Origin of the sequence: Streptomyces sp. NPDC088261 (assembly GCF_044740805.1) — a bacterium.
Classification (GTDB): Bacteria; Actinomycetota; Actinomycetes; order Streptomycetales; family Streptomycetaceae; genus Streptomyces.
The window spans coordinates 69619-85309 of the sequence record NZ_JBIURL010000021.1; the positions used below are offsets into that span (position 1 = coordinate 69619).

At 72.1% G+C, this 15691-nt stretch carries 9 protein-coding genes; 3 read left to right on the plus strand and 6 right to left on the minus strand.

Translation table 11 applies throughout. The features are described from left to right. Positions 1–86 precede the first annotated feature (86 nt). The 4 genes from ACIODU_RS30015 to ACIODU_RS30030 all read right to left on the minus strand — a co-directional run bounded on the left by ACIODU_RS30015 (position 87) and on the right by ACIODU_RS30030 (position 5207). Positions 87–1316, minus strand: coding sequence for a branched-chain amino acid ABC transporter substrate-binding protein (locus ACIODU_RS30015; RefSeq protein WP_356424473.1), 1230 nt, complete (start codon positions 1314–1316; stop codon positions 87–89). Positions 1317–1882: 566 nt separating this feature from the next. Beyond that, entirely contained in the window at positions 1883–2314 is a 432-nt protein-coding gene (locus ACIODU_RS30020) for a hypothetical protein (protein ID WP_401771540.1), read from the minus strand. Between the two features lie 32 nt (positions 2315–2346). Continuing rightward, entirely contained in the window at positions 2347–2823 is a 477-nt protein-coding gene (locus ACIODU_RS30025; protein WP_356424467.1) for a hotdog fold thioesterase, read from the minus strand. 89 nt (positions 2824–2912) lie between these two features. Further along, positions 2913–5207 carry an FdhF/YdeP family oxidoreductase gene (locus tag ACIODU_RS30030; RefSeq protein WP_401771542.1) on the minus strand — a complete coding sequence of 765 codons (2295 nt, stop codon included), beginning with the start codon at positions 5205–5207 and terminating at the stop codon, positions 2913–2915. Between the two features lie 221 nt (positions 5208–5428). Between ACIODU_RS30030 and polA the strand changes: the two genes are divergently transcribed. Together polA and ACIODU_RS30040 are read left to right on the plus strand one after the other, a co-directional pair. Next, positions 5429–8140, plus strand: coding sequence for a DNA polymerase I (gene polA, locus ACIODU_RS30035; RefSeq protein WP_356424462.1), 2712 nt, complete (start codon positions 5429–5431; stop codon positions 8138–8140). A 218-nt stretch (positions 8141–8358) separates the two neighbouring features. Further along, a complete protein-coding gene (locus ACIODU_RS30040) occupies positions 8359–10137 on the plus strand; it encodes a lytic transglycosylase domain-containing protein (protein WP_401771546.1) in 1779 nt (592 codons plus the stop codon). 80 nt (positions 10138–10217) lie between these two features. Here the strand turns inward: ACIODU_RS30040 and hrpB are convergent, their stop codons facing one another. Next, positions 10218–12773, minus strand: coding sequence for an ATP-dependent helicase HrpB (gene hrpB, locus ACIODU_RS30045; RefSeq protein WP_401771548.1), 2556 nt, complete (start codon positions 12771–12773; stop codon positions 10218–10220). 124 nt (positions 12774–12897) lie between these two features. After that, positions 12898–13806, minus strand: coding sequence for a class I SAM-dependent methyltransferase (locus ACIODU_RS30050; RefSeq protein ID WP_401771551.1), 909 nt, complete (start codon positions 13804–13806; stop codon positions 12898–12900). Between the two features lie 339 nt (positions 13807–14145). Between ACIODU_RS30050 and rpsA the strand changes: the two genes are divergently transcribed. Beyond that, positions 14146–15666: a 30S ribosomal protein S1 gene (gene rpsA / locus ACIODU_RS30055; RefSeq protein ID WP_161312711.1), complete on the plus strand. Its 1521-nt coding sequence runs from the start codon at positions 14146–14148 to the stop codon at positions 15664–15666. Positions 15667–15691: the final 25 nt, after the last annotated feature.

Genomic DNA, 15691 nt, shown 5'->3' on the forward strand with positions numbered 1-15691 from the left:
AGTCTTTCGACGGATGTGACAACCGCGCGGGGCGCTGTTCTTCGCAGCGCCCCGCGCGGCTGGGGAAGTGGTGCGGGTGGGAAAGGTCAGCCGGTGTAGGTGCCGGACTTGACCGGGACCCAGGCGTCGCCCTTGTACGCGTAGACGGTGAGCTGCTTGTTGGTCGCGTCACCGAATTCGTCGAAGGAGACCTTGCCGGTCACACCGTCGAAGGAGACCGTCTGGAGGGCCTCGACGACCTTGGCGCGGGCGTCGTCGGGCAGCTTGCCGTCGTTGGCTTCGACGACCTTCTTGACCGCCTCGATGATCGCCCAGCCGGAGTCGTAGGAGTAGCCGCCGTACGCCTCGTAGGCGTCCTTGTAGCCGGCCGCCTTGTAGTTGGCGACGAACTCCTTGGCCGAGGGAAGCGTCTCGACCGGCGCGCCGACCGAGGTGGCGAGGTCGCCCTCGCCCTCCTTGCCGGAGAGCTTGATGAAGTCGGCGCTGTAGATGCCGTCACCGCCGACGAGCGGGATCTTGGCACCCGACTTCTTGATCTGCTTGCTCAGCGGGCCGGCCTGCGGGTACTCGCCGCCGTAGTAGACGACGTCCGCGCCCGAGCTCTTCACCTTGGTGACGACGGCGCCGAAGTCCTTGGTGTCCGGGTTGATGTGCTCGGTACCGGCGACCGTGCCGCCGAGCTTCTTGAACTCGGCGGTGAAGGTGGCGGTCAGACCGGCGCCGTAGGTCTTCTTGTCGTCGATGACGAAGACCTTCTTCTTCTTCGCGTCGTTGAAGAGGTACTGCGCGGCGAACGGGCCCTGGATGGCGTCCGTGGTCGCGGTGCGGAAGTACGACTTGTACGGGCGCGCCTTCGTGCCGCCGTTCCAGTCCGTGCCCTGGGTGAGGGCCGGGTTGGTGTTGGCGGGCGAGATCTCGGCGAGCTTCGCGTCGTCGAAGACCTTCTGCATGGACTCGGCCACCGAGGAGTTCAGCGGGCCGACCACACCGAGGACGGTCTTGTCGGCGACGAACTTGGTGGCGTTCTGCTGTCCGGAGGACGGCTGCGCCTGGTCGTCGAGGGCCTCCACCTTGAAGGTGATGCCGTCGACGTACTTCTTCGTGTTGGCCTGCTTGGCCGCGAGGTCGACGGAGTTCTTGATGCCGAGACCCAGCGCGGAGAGGTCACCGGTCAGCGGCGCGTCGACGCCGATGACAACCGTGGTGCCGCTGTCCTCGCTGCCGGAGCCCCCCTCGTCACGCGAGCCACAGGCGGTGAGCGCGAGCGCTCCCACAGTGAGCGTAGCCGTCATGGCTATGAGCGAACGTTGACGCACGATCAGTCCTTTCACCTGGCACGGCCGTCCCCCCTGGAACGCACCGAGTCGAGCGCGGGAACCGAACTGAAGGTAATCCGGCGGCGCGGTGACTGGCGGTGACTATAAGCGGGGTATTGGGGCAGGTGGAGGGCTCTGGGCAATGATGTGACGCTCTTGTTATGCCAGCGCGTCATGGATAGCGGAACTTCAGGGGTGGATCGGGGGAATTCGGGGCGGTTCGTCTGGTCCACATGCTGAGAACGTGCAGGACTGTCCGGGGGTTTGAGTCCTGACATCAGCGGATGTCCGGTGAACGGCCGGGGCACGCGGTGCCACGAGCTTCTGCCAGGTCGTGGCTGTATCGCGCATCCGGAATGTAGCTCGGCGCCTGTATTGCGCGCGTATTACGGAGTGTTACACCGAGGAAATGGAACCCGGCATTCCGTGCCACTTTTCCGTATTCCGGCCCATGAATCGTGACGCGTGCGGTTGGTGGCTTTTCTGAGGTGACACGGAAGGGGGCGCCGGGATCGGTGAGGATCCCGGGGTCTTCCGGAGGTTCTTCGGAGGGTGGGCCGGTCCGCTCACTGCCAGGGGCCGCCGGTCGGCCCGCCGTCGCGGTAGCGGTCGGCGCAACGCCGCTCCGCCCGCACGGCGACCAGCCTCCCGGCCGCCGCCGGGCCGTGCGCCTTCTCCTCGGCGCGGGCCGCGTCGACCACGCCGCGCAGGATGTCGTTCTGGCCGCCGGACAGCCCCATCGCCTGGTAGTCCAGACCGGCCTGGGCGCCGCCGTCGAGGACCACCCGCGCCCAGTGCGTCACGAGCCGGGCGCAGAGGTCCTCCGGCGCGGTGGTCCGCGGCGCGGGCCGGGAGGCCGCGGGGGCGGTGGGACGCGCGTCCGCGCCGCCCCGGCCGCCCGCGCAGCCGGTGAGGGCGGCGAGGGCGGTCGCGAACACGAGCGCGTACGCCGGTACGTACCCGAGCGGCACCCCGTACCGGCGCGGTGAGGGCCTCATGCGGGCACGCTACTGCGTCAGGCCCCCGTCGGTCAGGCCCCGGCCGGGGCGTCCCGCAGGAGGCAGGTGAGGCGGGCGGAGCAGACGCGCCTGTCCTGGTCGTCGGTGATGACGATCTCGTACGTGGCGGTCGTACGGCCGCGGTGGACCGGGGTCGCGACCCCGGTGACCCGGCCCTCGCGCACGCCCCGGTGGTGCGTGCAGTTGAGGTCGACGCCGACGGCGATCTTGCGGCTGCCGCCGTGCAGCATCGAGCCGATGGAGCCGAGGGTCTCGGCGAGCACGGCGGACGCGCCGCCGTGCAGGAGCCCGTACGGCTGCGTGTTGCCCTCCACCGGCATGGTGCCGACGACACGTTCGGGTGACGCCTCGACGATCTCCACCCCCATGCGGGTGCCGAGGTGTCCGGCCGAGAAGACCGCGGCGAGGTCGACGCCGAGGGCGGCGTACTCGTCGATGATCTCCTGGGGGAACTGCACGGGGGACTGTGTCGGGGGCTGCTCGCCCATGGGGCCCGGCTCCGATCGTCGACGGCGGTGTGTGCACCGTCCTATCAGATGGCTGAGCGATCGCTTAGCCGGGCCCCTTGTCTGCTAGCTCACTCCGCCGCCGCCACGGGGCGTTCCGCGGGCTCGAAGCGGACGATGACGGACTTGCTCGTGGGGGTGTTGCTGATGTCGGCCGTCGCGTCGAGCGGGACCAGCACGTTGGTCTCGGGGTAGTACGCGGCGGCGCAGCCCCGGGCCGTCGGGTAGTGGACGACCCGGAAGGCCTCGGCGCGGCGCTCCACGCCGTCCTTCCACTCGCTGACGAGATCGGTGTACGAGCCGTCGGGCAGGCCGAGTTCGGCCGCGTCGTCCGGATGGACCATGACGATGCGCCGGCCGTTCTTGATGCCCCGGTAGCGGTCGTCGAGGCCGTAGATCGTGGTGTTGTACTGGTCGTGCGAGCGCATGGTCTGGAGCAGCAGCCGGCCCTCGGGGAGCTTCGGGTACTCGACGGGCGCGGCGGTGAAGTTGGCCTTGCCGGTGGCCGTGTGGAACTTCCGCTCGTCGCGCGGCGCGTGGGGCAGCTCGAAGCCGTTGGGGTGGGCGACGCGCTCGTTGAAGTTCTCGAACCCCGGGATGACGCGGGCGATCCGGTCGCGGATGTTCGCGTAGTCCTTCTCGAAGTCCTCCCAGGGGATCAGGGAGGAGGGGCCGAGGACGGCGCGTGCCATCCGTACGACGATGGCCGGTTCGGAGAGCAGGTGGGGGCTGGCCGGTTCGAGGTTGCCCCGGGAGGCGTGCACCATGCCCATGGAGTCCTCCACGGTCACGATCTGGCGCACGCCCGCCTGGAAGTCCTTGTCGGTACGGCCCAGGGTGGGCAGGATCAGCGCGCGGACGCCGGTGACGACGTGCGAGCGGTTGAGCTTGGTGGAGACGTGCACCGTGAGCCGCGCGTTGCGCATGGCCGCCTCCGTCACGAGGGTGTCCGGGGTCGCGCCGACGAAGTTGCCGCCCATCGCGAAGAAGACCTTCGCGTCGCCGTCGCGCAGCGCCTCGATGGACCGCACCACGTCGTAGCCGTGGTGGCGGGGCGAGGTGATGCTGAACTCCCGGTCCAGGGCGTCCAGGAAGGCGTCGGAGGGCCGCTCGAAGATGCCCATCGTGCGGTCGCCCTGCACGTTGGAGTGGCCGCGCACGGGGCAGACGCCGGCGCCGGGGCGGCCGATGTTGCCGCGCAGCAGCAGGAGGTTGACGACCTCGCGGATGGTCGGCACCGAGTGCTTGTGCTGGGTGAGGCCCATGGCCCAGCAGATGATGGTGCGCTTCGAGGCGAGGACCATCTCGCCGGCCTTCTCGATGTCGGCGCGGTCCAGGCCGGTCGCGGTGAGCGTCTGGTCCCAGTCCGCCTCGCGGGCGGCCGCGGCGAACTCCTCGTACCCGTGGGTGAATTCGGCGACGAAGGACTCGTCCACGGCGCCGGGCGTCTCCAGGACGATCTTGTTGAGCAGGCGGAACAGGGCCTGGTCGCCGCCGATGCGTATCTGGAGGAACAGGTCGGTGAGGGCGGCGCCCTTGACCATGCCGAGCGGGGTCTGGGGGTTCTTGAAGCGCTCCAGTCCCGCCTCGGGGAGCGGGTTGATCGAGATGATCTTCGCGCCCGCGGACTTGGCCTTCTCCAGCGCGGAGAGCATGCGCGGGTGGTTGGTGCCCGGGTTCTGCCCGGCGACGATGATCAGGTCGGCCTTGTGCATGTCCTCCAGGGACACGCTGCCCTTGCCGATGCCTATGGTCTCCGCGAGGGCCGAACCGGACGACTCGTGGCACATGTTGGAGCAGTCGGGCAGGTTGTTCGTGCCGAACTCGCGCGCGAAGAGCTGGAGGAGGAACGCGGCCTCGTTGCTGGTGCGGCCTGAGGTGTAGAAGCACGCCTCGTCGGGCGACTCCAGGGCCTTCAGTTCCTCGCCGATGATCTGGAAGGCCCGCTCCCAGGGGACGGCCTGGTAGTGGTCGGCGCCTTCCGGCAGGTACATCGGCTGGGTGATACGGCCCTGCTGGCCGAGCCAGTAGCCGCTGCGGTCGGCGAGGTCCGCCACGGAGTGGTCGGCGAAGAAGTCCGGGGTCACCCGGCGTACGGTCGCCTCCTCGGCGACGGCCTTCGCGCCGTTCTCGCAGAACTCGGCCTTGTGCCGGTGGTCGCCCTCGGGCCAGGCGCAGCCGGGGCAGTCGAAGCCGTTCTTCTGGTTGAGCTTGAGGAGGGTGCGCGCGCTGCGGCGCACCCCCATCTGCTGTCGCGCGATGATCAGGGAGTGCGCGACGGCGGGCAGTCCCGCGGCGGCGTGCTTCGGGGCCGCGACCTGCGGCGCGTCCTGGACCGGATCACCTGCGGGCGGCTTGCTGGCCATCGTGCTCTCCTAGAGCTGCGTATCACACACGAACTGGATTCACACACAAACTGGTTACTGTCGACTGTGTACAGTATTCAAGTTTTGCACAGGGCTGCCGGACGGGTATAGACCACCCCCCAGTGAAGCCCATCACCGCCGGGCCCATACGCCGGACGGGCGGACCGGCCGGGACCGCGGGCCGGTCGGGATTGTCAGTGGGGCGTGGCAGGATCGGGTACGTGGCTGAGACAGCGTCGAAGAAGACCCCAGACAACCGTCCTCGCCTGCTCCTCATGGACGGGCACTCCCTGGCGTACCGGGCGTTCTTCGCGCTGCCCGCGGAGAATTTCACGACCGCGACCGGCCAGCCGACCAACGCGATCTACGGCTTCGCGTCGATGCTGGCGAACACCTTGCGTGACGAGGCGCCCACGCACTTCGCGGTCGCCTTCGACGTGTCCCGCAAGACGTGGCGCTCGGAGGAGTTCCCCGAGTACAAGGCGAACCGCTCGAAGACCCCCGACGAGTTCAAGGGACAGGTCGAGCTGATCGGCGAGCTGCTGGACGCGATGCACGCGGACCGGTTCGCGATCGACGGCTTCGAGGCCGACGACGTCATCGCGACGCTCGCCACCCAGGCCGAGGCGGCCGGCTTTGAAGTGCTCATCGTCACCGGCGACCGGGACTCCTTCCAGCTGATCACCGAGCACACGACCGTGCTCTACCCCACCAAGGGCGTCTCCGAGCTGACCCGCTTCACCCCGGAGAAGGTCGAGGAGAAGTACGGCCTCTCCCCCCGGCAGTACCCGGACTTCGCCGCCCTGCGCGGCGACCCGTCCGACAACCTCCCCGGCATCCCCGGCGTCGGCGAGAAGACCGCCGCCAAGTGGATCAGGGAGTTCGGCTCCTTCGACGAGCTGATCGCGCGCGCCGAGGAGGTGAAGGGCAAGGCGGGGCAGAACTTCCGCGACCACCTGGAGTCCGTCAAGCTCAACCGCAGGCTCACGGAGCTGACGTGCACGGTGGAGCTGCCCAAGACCCCCCAGGAGCTGGAGCGGCGCCCCTACGACCGTACGGCCCTGATCTCGGTGCTGGAGCTCCTGGAGATCCGCAACCCCAGCCTCCGCGAGCGGCTGCTGGCCGTGGACCCGGGCGCCGTCGAGGACGAGCCGCCGGCCCCCGCCGCCGGCGTCGAGCTGGACGGCACCGTCCTCGGCTCCGGGCAGCTGACCCCGTGGCTCGCCGAGCACGGCACCGGGCCGCTCGGCATCGCCACGGTCGACACCTGGGCCCTGGGCGCCGGCTCCATCACCGAGGTCGCGCTCGCCGCGGCGGGCGGCCCCGCCGCCTGGTTCGACACGACCCAGCTGGACGAGGCCGACGAACAGGCCTTCGCGGCCTGGCTCGCCGACGACGACCGGCCCAAGGTCATGCACAACGCGAAGAGCGTCATGCGGGTCGCCCCCGAGCACGGCTGGCGCGTCGGCGGCGTCACGATGGACACCGCCCTCGCCGCCTACCTCGTCAAGCCCGGCCGCCGCTCCTTCGCCCTGGACACCCTCGCCGTCGAATACCTCGGCCGGGAGCTGGCGCCCGCCGCCTCCGCCGACGGCCAGCTCGCCTTCGGCGCCGACGACGAGGCCGAGGCCGACGCGCTGATGACCCAGGCCCGCGCGGTCCTCGACCTGGGCGACGCGTTCACCGAGCGGCTCGCCGAGGTCGGCGCCACCGACCTGCTGTACGGAGTGGAGCTGCCCACCTCCGCCCTGCTGGCCCGGCTGGAGCGCCACGGCATCGCCGCCGACCGCGCGCACCTGGAAGCCATGGAGCAGCAGTTCGCGGGCGCCGTCCAGCAGGCCGTGAAGGAGGCGCACGCCGCCGTCGGCCACGAGTTCAACCTCGGCTCGCCCAAGCAGCTCCAGGAAGTCCTCTTCGGCGAGCTGGGCCTGCCCAGGACCAAGAAGACCAAGACCGGTTACACCACCGACGCCGACGCGCTCGCCTGGCTCGCCGGCCGGACCGACCACGAACTGCCCGTCATCATGCTGCGCCACCGCGAACAGGCGAAGCTGCGGGTCACCGTCGAGGGCCTCGTCAAGACGATCGGCGCCGACGGCCGCATCCACACCACATTCAGCCAGACCGTCGCCGCCACCGGCCGCCTCTCGTCCACCGACCCCAACCTCCAGAACGTGCCCGTGCGCACGGACGAGGGCCGGGCGATCCGCCGCGGCTTCGTCGTCGGCGAGGGGTACGAATCGCTGATGACGGCCGACTACAGCCAGATCGAACTGCGCGTGATGGCCCACCTCTCCGAGGACGAGGGCCTGATCGAGGCGTTCACCTCCGGGGAGGACCTGCACACCACCGTCGCCTCCCAGGTGTTCGGGGTGGAGCGGGCCGCCGTCGACCCCGAGATGCGCCGCAAGATCAAGGCCATGTCGTACGGACTGGCGTACGGCCTCTCGGCGTTCGGCCTCTCCCAGCAGCTGAACATCGAGGCCGCCGAGGCCCGCGGGCTGATGGACACCTTCTTCGAGCGGTTCGGCGGCGTACGGGACTACCTCCAGCGCGCCGTCGTCGAGGCCAGGGCCACGGGCTACACGCAGACGATGCTCGGCCGCCGCCGGTATCTGCCCGACCTCAACAGCGACAACCGCCAGCGCCGCGAGACCGCCGAGCGGATGGCGCTCAACGCCCCCATCCAGGGCACGGCGGCCGACATCGTCAAGGTCGCCATGCTGAACGTGGACCGGGCCGTCCGCGCGGCCGGCCTCACGTCCCGGATGCTCCTCCAGGTCCACGACGAAATCGTCCTGGAGATCGCCCCCGGCGAGCGCGAGGAGGTCGAGGCGATCCTGCGCCGCGAGATGCCGGCCGCCGTCGACCTGCGGGCGCCGCTGGACGTCTCCGTGGGCGTCGGCACCGACTGGGAGTCGGCGGCGCACTGACCGGCGTACCGGCCAGGCGTACCGGCGTGCCAACGGCGCAGCTCACCCGGGTGGGGCACCGGCCCGGGTGAGGCCGGCCGCCGCCGGGCGACCCCCAGGTGGCGAACTGGTGAAAACCGGTCGCGACCGGTGTTGCCGCACAGGGAGTTGACGTAGGGTCGCCGGTGCCCAGGCGCGGGGAGCGCGCATGTGTATTCCACCGGGGAGGGACCAGACGTATGGCAGTGCCATTCGGCAGCCGACTGCGCAGAGGAGCCACCACGACTGCGGTGGCCGCCGTGGCCATCGCCGCCCTCTCCGCCTCCCAGGCGCCGGGCGCCGTCCTCGGACTGCCCGGCGGCGGCACGCAGGCCGCCGACGCCACGACCACGCCGCCCGGCACGCCCGCGACCGGCAACTCCCCGTACTACACGGACCTTCCGCCGCTCAACCCGCCGGACAAGCCGCTGGTGTCCATAGACCTGCCCGCGGCCAAGGGTGACGTCGAGGCGGGGATACCCGCCACGGTCCTCGACGCCTACAAGAAGGCGGAACAGGCCCTCGCGGAGACCAGGCCCGATTGCCGGCTGCCCTGGCAACTGCTCGCCGCGATCGGCAAGGTCGAGTCCGGCCAGGCACGCGGCGGCGCGGTCGGCGCCGACGGCACCACGACCGCCCCGATCCTCGGCCCCGTCCTCAACGGCGTCGGCTTCGCCAACATCTCCGACACGGACAACGGCGCGTACGACGGCGACACGACGCACGACCGGGCCGTCGGCCCCATGCAGTTCATCCCGTCCACCTGGGCGACCTCGGGCCAGGACGGCAACGGGGACGGCCGCAAGGACCCCAACAACATCTACGACGCGGCCCTCGCGGCCGGGTACTACCTCTGCGGGAAAGGACGCGACCTCACGGTCGACGCCGACCTGGACGCGGCGATCCTCAGCTACAACCACTCGACGGAGTACCTGAACACGGTCCGGTCGTGGCTGGAGTACTACCGCAAGGGCACCCACGAGGTCCCGGACGGCACCGGCGTCCTCCCCAGCACCGACAGCCCCACCGGGACGGTCCCGACGACGCCCGCCGGGCCGCCCTCGGCGCCGGGCACCCCGCCGCCGGCGACCCCGGGCACCCCGCCGCCCGCCAAGCCCCCGACGACGCCGCCCACCACACCTCCGACGACTCCTCCGACCACGCCGCCGACGACGCCCCCGACGAAGCCGCCGGCGTCAAAGCCGCCCGTCGTCAGCCACGTCGAGAAGGCCGGCACGGGTACGTTCACCACGGTCGCCGGGAGCCTGTTCCCCGGGCGGGCCGCGGTCCGCGCCGAGGACAAGGCGGGCAAGCCCGTCGCCAAGGTCGAGATCACCTTCACGATCGCCGGCGACACGGACACCCGGTTCGTCCCGGACGCCACGACCGTCACCGTCGTCACCGGCACGGACGGCATGGCGATCGCGCCGCAGCTCAAGGCCGGTGAGAAGGCCGGTACGTTCGTGGTGCGCGCCACCCCGTCCTCGGGCCTGGTCCCCGGCGTCACCTGGACCACGACCGTCACGGCCCGCCCGGCCGACGCGCTGGCCAGGACCGGCGGCGAGGACCTGACGGCCGTCGCGGGCGCCGCGTTCGCCGCCCCGGTCCAGATCAAGGCCACGGCCAACGGCACGGCCGTCTCCGGGACCGGTGTCACCGCCTCGGTCATCACCTCCGCCGCCGACCCCACCGCCCCGGCGGGCGGCCCGTATTTCAAGGCCGCCGACGGCAGCAAGCTCCGTACCCTGACCGGCCTCACCACCGGCGCCGACGGTGTCCTCCAGCTCCCGGACCTCTTCGCGGACACCGACGCCGGAACGTTCGTGCTGCGCCTCAGGACGGACAACGGAGTGACCCTGGACCTCACCGTCAAGGTCACCGCCGCGCCGCCCACCACCCCGCCGCCCACCGAACCGGGCACCCCGTCGGGCGAGCCCTCCGGGACCCCGTCCTCGTCGCCCTCCACCCCGGCGGCCTGACCGCCCGGTCCACGCCGCACCGCCGCCCCCGCGTCCCCCGGACCCGGGGGCGGCGGTGCGTGCGGGGGACAACCGCCCGCTCACCGCCGGTCGTTCAACCGCCGCGTCGCCACCGCCGCCGACGGATCCTCCGGCCACGGATGCCGGGGATAACGCCCCCGCAACTCCGCCCGCACCGCCCGGTAGCCGTCCCGCCAGAACGACGCCAGATCCGCCGTCACCGCCGCGGGTCGCCCCGCGGGCGAGAGCAGATGCACCAGCACCGGCACCCCCGCCACCTCCGGCGTCTCCCGCAGACCGAACAACTCCTGGAGCTTCACCGCCAGAACGGGTTGCGGCCCGCCGTACTCCACCCGTACCCGCGACCCGCTCGGCACCTCGATCCGCTCCGGCGCCAGCTCGTCCAGCCGCGCCGCCTCACCCGTGGACCAGGGCAGCAGCCGCCGCAGCGCCTGCCCCGCGTCGAGCCGCGCCAGGTCCGACCGCCGCCGCGCCCGCGACAGTTCGGGCTCCAGCCACTCGTCCGCCCGCTCCAGCAGCGCCGCGTCCGACACGTCCGGCCAGCCCCCGCCCACCACCCGGTGCAGGAAGCCGAGCCGTTCCCGCAGCCCCTCCGTGTCCCGCGTCCAGCGCAGCAGCCCGAGCCCCTCCCGCCGCAGCCCGTCCAGCAGGGCCGCCCGCACCAGCCGCCCGTCCGGCTTCTTCAGGGGCCGTACGGACAGCTCCACCGCCCCCAGCCGCTCCACCCGCCGGGCCACCACGTCACCGCCCTCCCAGCGGACCTCCTCGCCCTCGGAGCGCAGATGCCCGGCGGCGTCCCGCGCCGTCGCCTCGTCGATCACCGCCGCCAGCCGCACCCGCGCGGCCACCGCCGTCGCCGGCCGGTCCGCGACCGCCACCGCCAGCCAGCCGGCACTGCGCAGCGCCGACCCGTCGCCCAACTCCCCGCCCGTCCCCGACACCATGAGGTACGCCCCCGCGCCCCGCGCCCGCGCCACCCGCTCCGGGAACGCCAGCGCCGCCACCAGCCCGGCCACGGTGTCGTCCGAGGCGCCGCCCTCCCGCCCCGCCGTCTCCCGGCCCGCCGCCGAGGCCAGCCGCCGCGCCTCCTGCCGCCAACGGGCGCCGTACGCGTCGCCGGCGCCGCGCGCCGCCCGCCAGGCCGCCGCCAGATCGTCCCCGTACGCGCGCGGCGGCTCCTCGCTCAGCAGCGCCACCACCTCCGCCGCCCGGCGCGTGCCGACCCGCGAGGCGCCGTCCAGGAGCGCCCGCGCCAGCCGGGGATGCAGGCCGATCCGCGACATCCGCACCCCGCGTTCGGTCGCCCGCCCCGAGACGCCGTCCACCGCGCCGACGGCCGTCAGGACGGCACGGGCCGCCGCGAGCGCCCCGGCGGGCGGCGGGTCGAGCAGCGCGAGGCCGCTCGCGTCCGGATCGCCCCAGCACGCCGCCTGGAGCGCGAACGCCGCCAGGTCCGCGACCTTGATCTCGGGGGACGGGAAACGCGCCAGCCGTACGTCCTCCGCCTCCGTCCAGCAGCGGTAGACGGCCCCCGGCGCCTCGCGCCCCGCCCGGCCCGCCCGCTGCCTGGCGCCCGCCTGCGACACCCGTACGGTCGTCAGCGCGCCGAGCCCGCGCGCGTGATCGGTACGGGGCTCCCGCGCCAGGCCCGCGTCCACCACGACCCGTACCCCCGGCACGGTCAGGCTCGACTCCGCCACCGCCGTCGCGAGGACGACCCGCCGCCCCGCCCCGGCGGACCCGGCCAGGACCGCGTCCTGCACGGCGGCCGGCGCCCGCCCGTGCACCTGGAGCACCTCGGCCCCCACGTCGCCCAACTGCCCCGCCACCCGGCCGATCTCGCCGACCCCCGGCAGGAAACAGAGCACGTCGCCCTCCCGCTCGGCCAGCGCCCGCCGGACCACCGACGCCACATGCGTGAGCAGGGCGGGATCGACCCGCATCCCGTGCGGCGGCCGTACGGGCCGCACAGGCGGCGCCCAGACCACCTCCACCGGGTACGACACTCCCTGGGCCTCCACCACCGGCGCGTCGCCCAGCAGCCGCGCCCAGCCCGCCGCGTCCGTCGTCGCCGACGCCGCCACCAGCCGCAGCTCCGGCCGCAGGGCCGCCCGTACGTCCAGCAGGAACGCGGCCGCGGTGTCCGCGTCCAGATGCCGCTCGTGGCACTCGTCGAGGATCACCACGTCGACGCCGGCCAGCTCCTGGTCCCGCTGGAGCCGCTGGAGCAGCACCCCGGTGGTCACCACCTCCACCACCGTGTCGCGGCCGGCGACCCGCTCGCCGCGCACGGTGAAGCCGACCCGCTCGCCGGCCTTCTCGCCGAGCAGCCACGCCATCCGCCGGGCCGCCGCGCGGGCCGCGATCCGCCGGGGCTCGGCGACGAGCACCCGCCGTACGGGCGCGCCGCCCGCCGGGCCCCCGTCCTCCGCGCCGAGGAGGCCGGCCAGCACCAGCGGGACCAGCGTCGTCTTGCCGGTCCCGGGCGGGGCGCACAGCACCGCGCAGCCGTGCCCGGCGTCCGCGCCGTCCCCGGGGCGCCCGTACAGGGCCCGCTCCAGCGCGGGCAGGGCGGTGCGGACGGGCAGGGCGCGGAGACTGTCGTGGCGGATCATGCGCCCAGTCTCGTACGACGGCGGGCCCGGCCGTGCCTCCCCGTACGAGGCCGGCCGGGCCTCCCCGTACGGGACCAGTCGCTCCTCCCGTACGGGACCGGCCGGTCCCTCCGTACGGGACCGGTCAGTCCTCCCGTACGCAGACGAAGATCGCCGTGCCCGGGATCAGCTTGCCGCGCAGCGGGGACCAGCCGCCCCACACCTGGCTGTTCCAGGCCGGCCACTCCGGCTCCACGACGTCGACCAGCCGGAAACCGCCCGCCACCACGTCCCGCACCCGGTCGCCGACCGTCCTGTGGTGCTCCACGTAGACCGCGCGCCCCTCCTCGTCCTGTTCCACGTACGGGGTGCGGTCGAAGTACGAGGACGCCACGGACAGGCCCTCGGGACCCGGCTCGTCGGGGAACGCCCAGCGGACCGGGTGCGTCACCGAGAAGACCCAGCGCCCGCCGGGCCGCAGGACCCGCCGCACCTCGCGGAAGACCCCCACCGGGTCCGCGACGAAGGGGATCGCCCCGTAGGCGGAACAGGCCAGGTCGAAGGAGCCGTCCAGGAAGGGCAGCTGCCCGGCGTCGGCCTGCACCAGCGGGAAGCCGGTCGGGCGGTCCTGCGCGATCCGCAGGGCGTGCTGGAGCTGCCGGTGCGAGAGGTCGAGCGCCACCGGGCGGGCGCCCTGGGCCGCGAGCCAGCGCGAGCACTGCGCCGCGCCCGCCCCGATCTCCAGGACGTCGAGGCCGCGCAGCGACTCCTGCGGGCCCAGCAGCTCGGCCTCCACCTCGTCCAGGCCCTCGGGGCACCAGACGAAACGGTCGTCGCCGAGGAAGGTGCCGTGCTCGGTCTGGTACTCGTCCGCGTTCCTGTCCCACCAGCCGCGATTGGCCCGGCTGCTCTCCACCGCGCCGCTCTCGCGGCGGGTGGCCTCGGGTTCGGCGTCGGACGCGGTGCCGGGGCCGCTGTCGGAGCCGCTGTCGGGGCCGGTCGCGGGGGCGTCGGCCGGACCGGCCGCTGATTCGGGTTCGTACTCTTGGATCATCGTGTCCGTCGTCGTAGGCTGCGAGGAGTCGTCGTGGGGCCGTGGTGGCCTCATCGAACGCTGGATGTGCCGGGTATGGGCCGTTCCGCCCCGGGTGTGCGCCTTCGCGCATTGACCGTGCTCGGCTGCCCCCGTATGCTAAAGGTTGCGCTGCGGGCTTGCGCGCCTCAGACGTAGCAGCCGCGCTCGCGTCAGTTGGTTGTCCCCTCGGTCGTCGAGGCGCTTATCCCGTGGTGTGGGATCGGCGCTTCCTTGGCTGTCCGGCTTCGGCAGACGCGATACGGGCTCCCGGCGTAGCAGTACCTACGACTCACTGTCCGCACCGGAGCCCTAACCCACATGACGAGCAGCACCGAGACCACCGCCACCACTCCGCAGGTTGCGGTCAATGACATCGGTAACGCCGAGGCCTTCCTCGCCGCGATCGACGAGACGATCAAGTACTTCAACGACGGCGACATCGTCGACGGCGTCATCGTGAAGGTCGACCGGGACGAGGTCCTGCTCGACATCGGTTACAAGACCGAAGGCGTCATCCCGTCCCGCGAGCTTTCGATCAAGCACGACGTCGACCCCAACGAGGTCGTCAAGGTCGGCGACGAGATCGAAGCCCTTGTTCTCCAGAAGGAGGACAAGGAAGGCCGCCTGATCCTCTCGAAGAAGCGCGCCCAGTACGAGCGCGCCTGGGGCACGATCGAGAAGATCAAGGAAGAGGACGGGATCGTCACCGGCACCGTCATCGAGGTGGTCAAGGGTGGTCTCATCCTCGACATCGGCCTCCGTGGCTTCCTGCCGGCTTCCCTCGTCGAGATGCGCCGCGTCCGCGACCTCCAGCCCTACGTGGGCAAGGAGCTCGAAGCCAAGATCATCGAGCTGGACAAGAACCGCAACAACGTGGTCCTGTCCCGCCGTGCCTGGCTGGAGCAGACGCAGAGCGAGGTCCGCCAGACCTTCCTCACGACCCTCCAGAAGGGCCAGGTCCGCTCCGGCGTCGTCTCCTCGATCGTCAACTTCGGTGCGTTCGTGGACCTCGGCGGCGTCGACGGTCTCGTGCACGTCTCCGAGCTGTCCTGGAAGCACATCGACCACCCCTCCGAGGTCGTCGAGGTCGGCCAGGAGGTCACCGTCGAGGTGCTCGACGTGGACATGGACCGCGAGCGTGTCTCCCTGTCGCTCAAGGCGACGCAGGAAGACCCGTGGCAGCAGTTCGCCCGGACGCACCAGATCGGCCAGGTCGTCCCCGGCAAGGTCACCAAGCTCGTCCCGTTCGGCGCGTTCGTCCGTGTCGACGAGGGCATCGAGGGTCTGGTCCACATCTCCGAGCTGGCCGAGCGCCACGTGGAGATCCCGGAGCAGGTCGTCCAGGTCAACGACGAGATCTTCGTCAAGGTCATCGACATCGACCTGGAGCGCCGCCGCATCAGCCTCTCGCTGAAGCAGGCCAACGAGTCCTTCGGCAGCGACCCCGCCTCGGTCGAGTTCGACCCGACGCTCTACGGCATGGCCGCGTCCTACGACGACCAGGGGAACTACATCTACCCCGAGGGCTTCGACCCCGAGACGAACGACTGGCTCGAGGGCTTCGAGACCCAGCGTGAGGCGTGGGAGGGCCAGTACGCCGAGGCGCAGCTCCGCTTCGAGCAGCACCAGGCGCAGGTCATCAAGTCCCGCGAGGCCGACGAGGCCGCTGCCGCCGAGGGCGCTGCCGCGCCCGCCGGCGGGGGCAGCGCTCCGGCCGCCTCGGGTGGCGGCGGTGGCGGCGGTTCGTACTCCTCGGAGTCGGACGACAACTCCGGCGCCCTGGCGTCGGACGAGGCGCTTGCCGCGCTCCGCGAGAAGCTGGCCGGCGGCCAGAGCTGACGCTCCGGTCGGCAGGTGGCTGAAC

Excerpts from the sequence above, each read along its gene's own strand:
- ACIODU_RS30020 (WP_401771540.1), bottom strand. The coding sequence starts at position 2,314 with ATGAGGCCCTCACCGCGCCGGTACGGGGTGCCGCTCGGGTACGTACCG.
- ACIODU_RS30025 (WP_356424467.1), bottom strand. The coding sequence starts at position 2,823 with ATGGGCGAGCAGCCCCCGACACAGTCCCCCGTGCAGTTCCCCCAGGAG.
- ACIODU_RS30030 (WP_401771542.1), bottom strand. The coding sequence starts at position 5,207 with ATGGCCAGCAAGCCGCCCGCAGGTGATCCGGTCCAGGACGCGCCGCAG.
- ACIODU_RS30040 (WP_401771546.1), top strand. The coding sequence starts at position 8,359 with ATGGCAGTGCCATTCGGCAGCCGACTGCGCAGAGGAGCCACCACGACT.
- hrpB (WP_401771548.1), bottom strand. The coding sequence starts at position 12,773 with ATGATCCGCCACGACAGTCTCCGCGCCCTGCCCGTCCGCACCGCCCTG.
- ACIODU_RS30050 (WP_401771551.1), bottom strand. The coding sequence starts at position 13,806 with ATGATCCAAGAGTACGAACCCGAATCAGCGGCCGGTCCGGCCGACGCC.
- rpsA (WP_161312711.1), top strand. The coding sequence starts at position 14,146 with ATGACGAGCAGCACCGAGACCACCGCCACCACTCCGCAGGTTGCGGTC.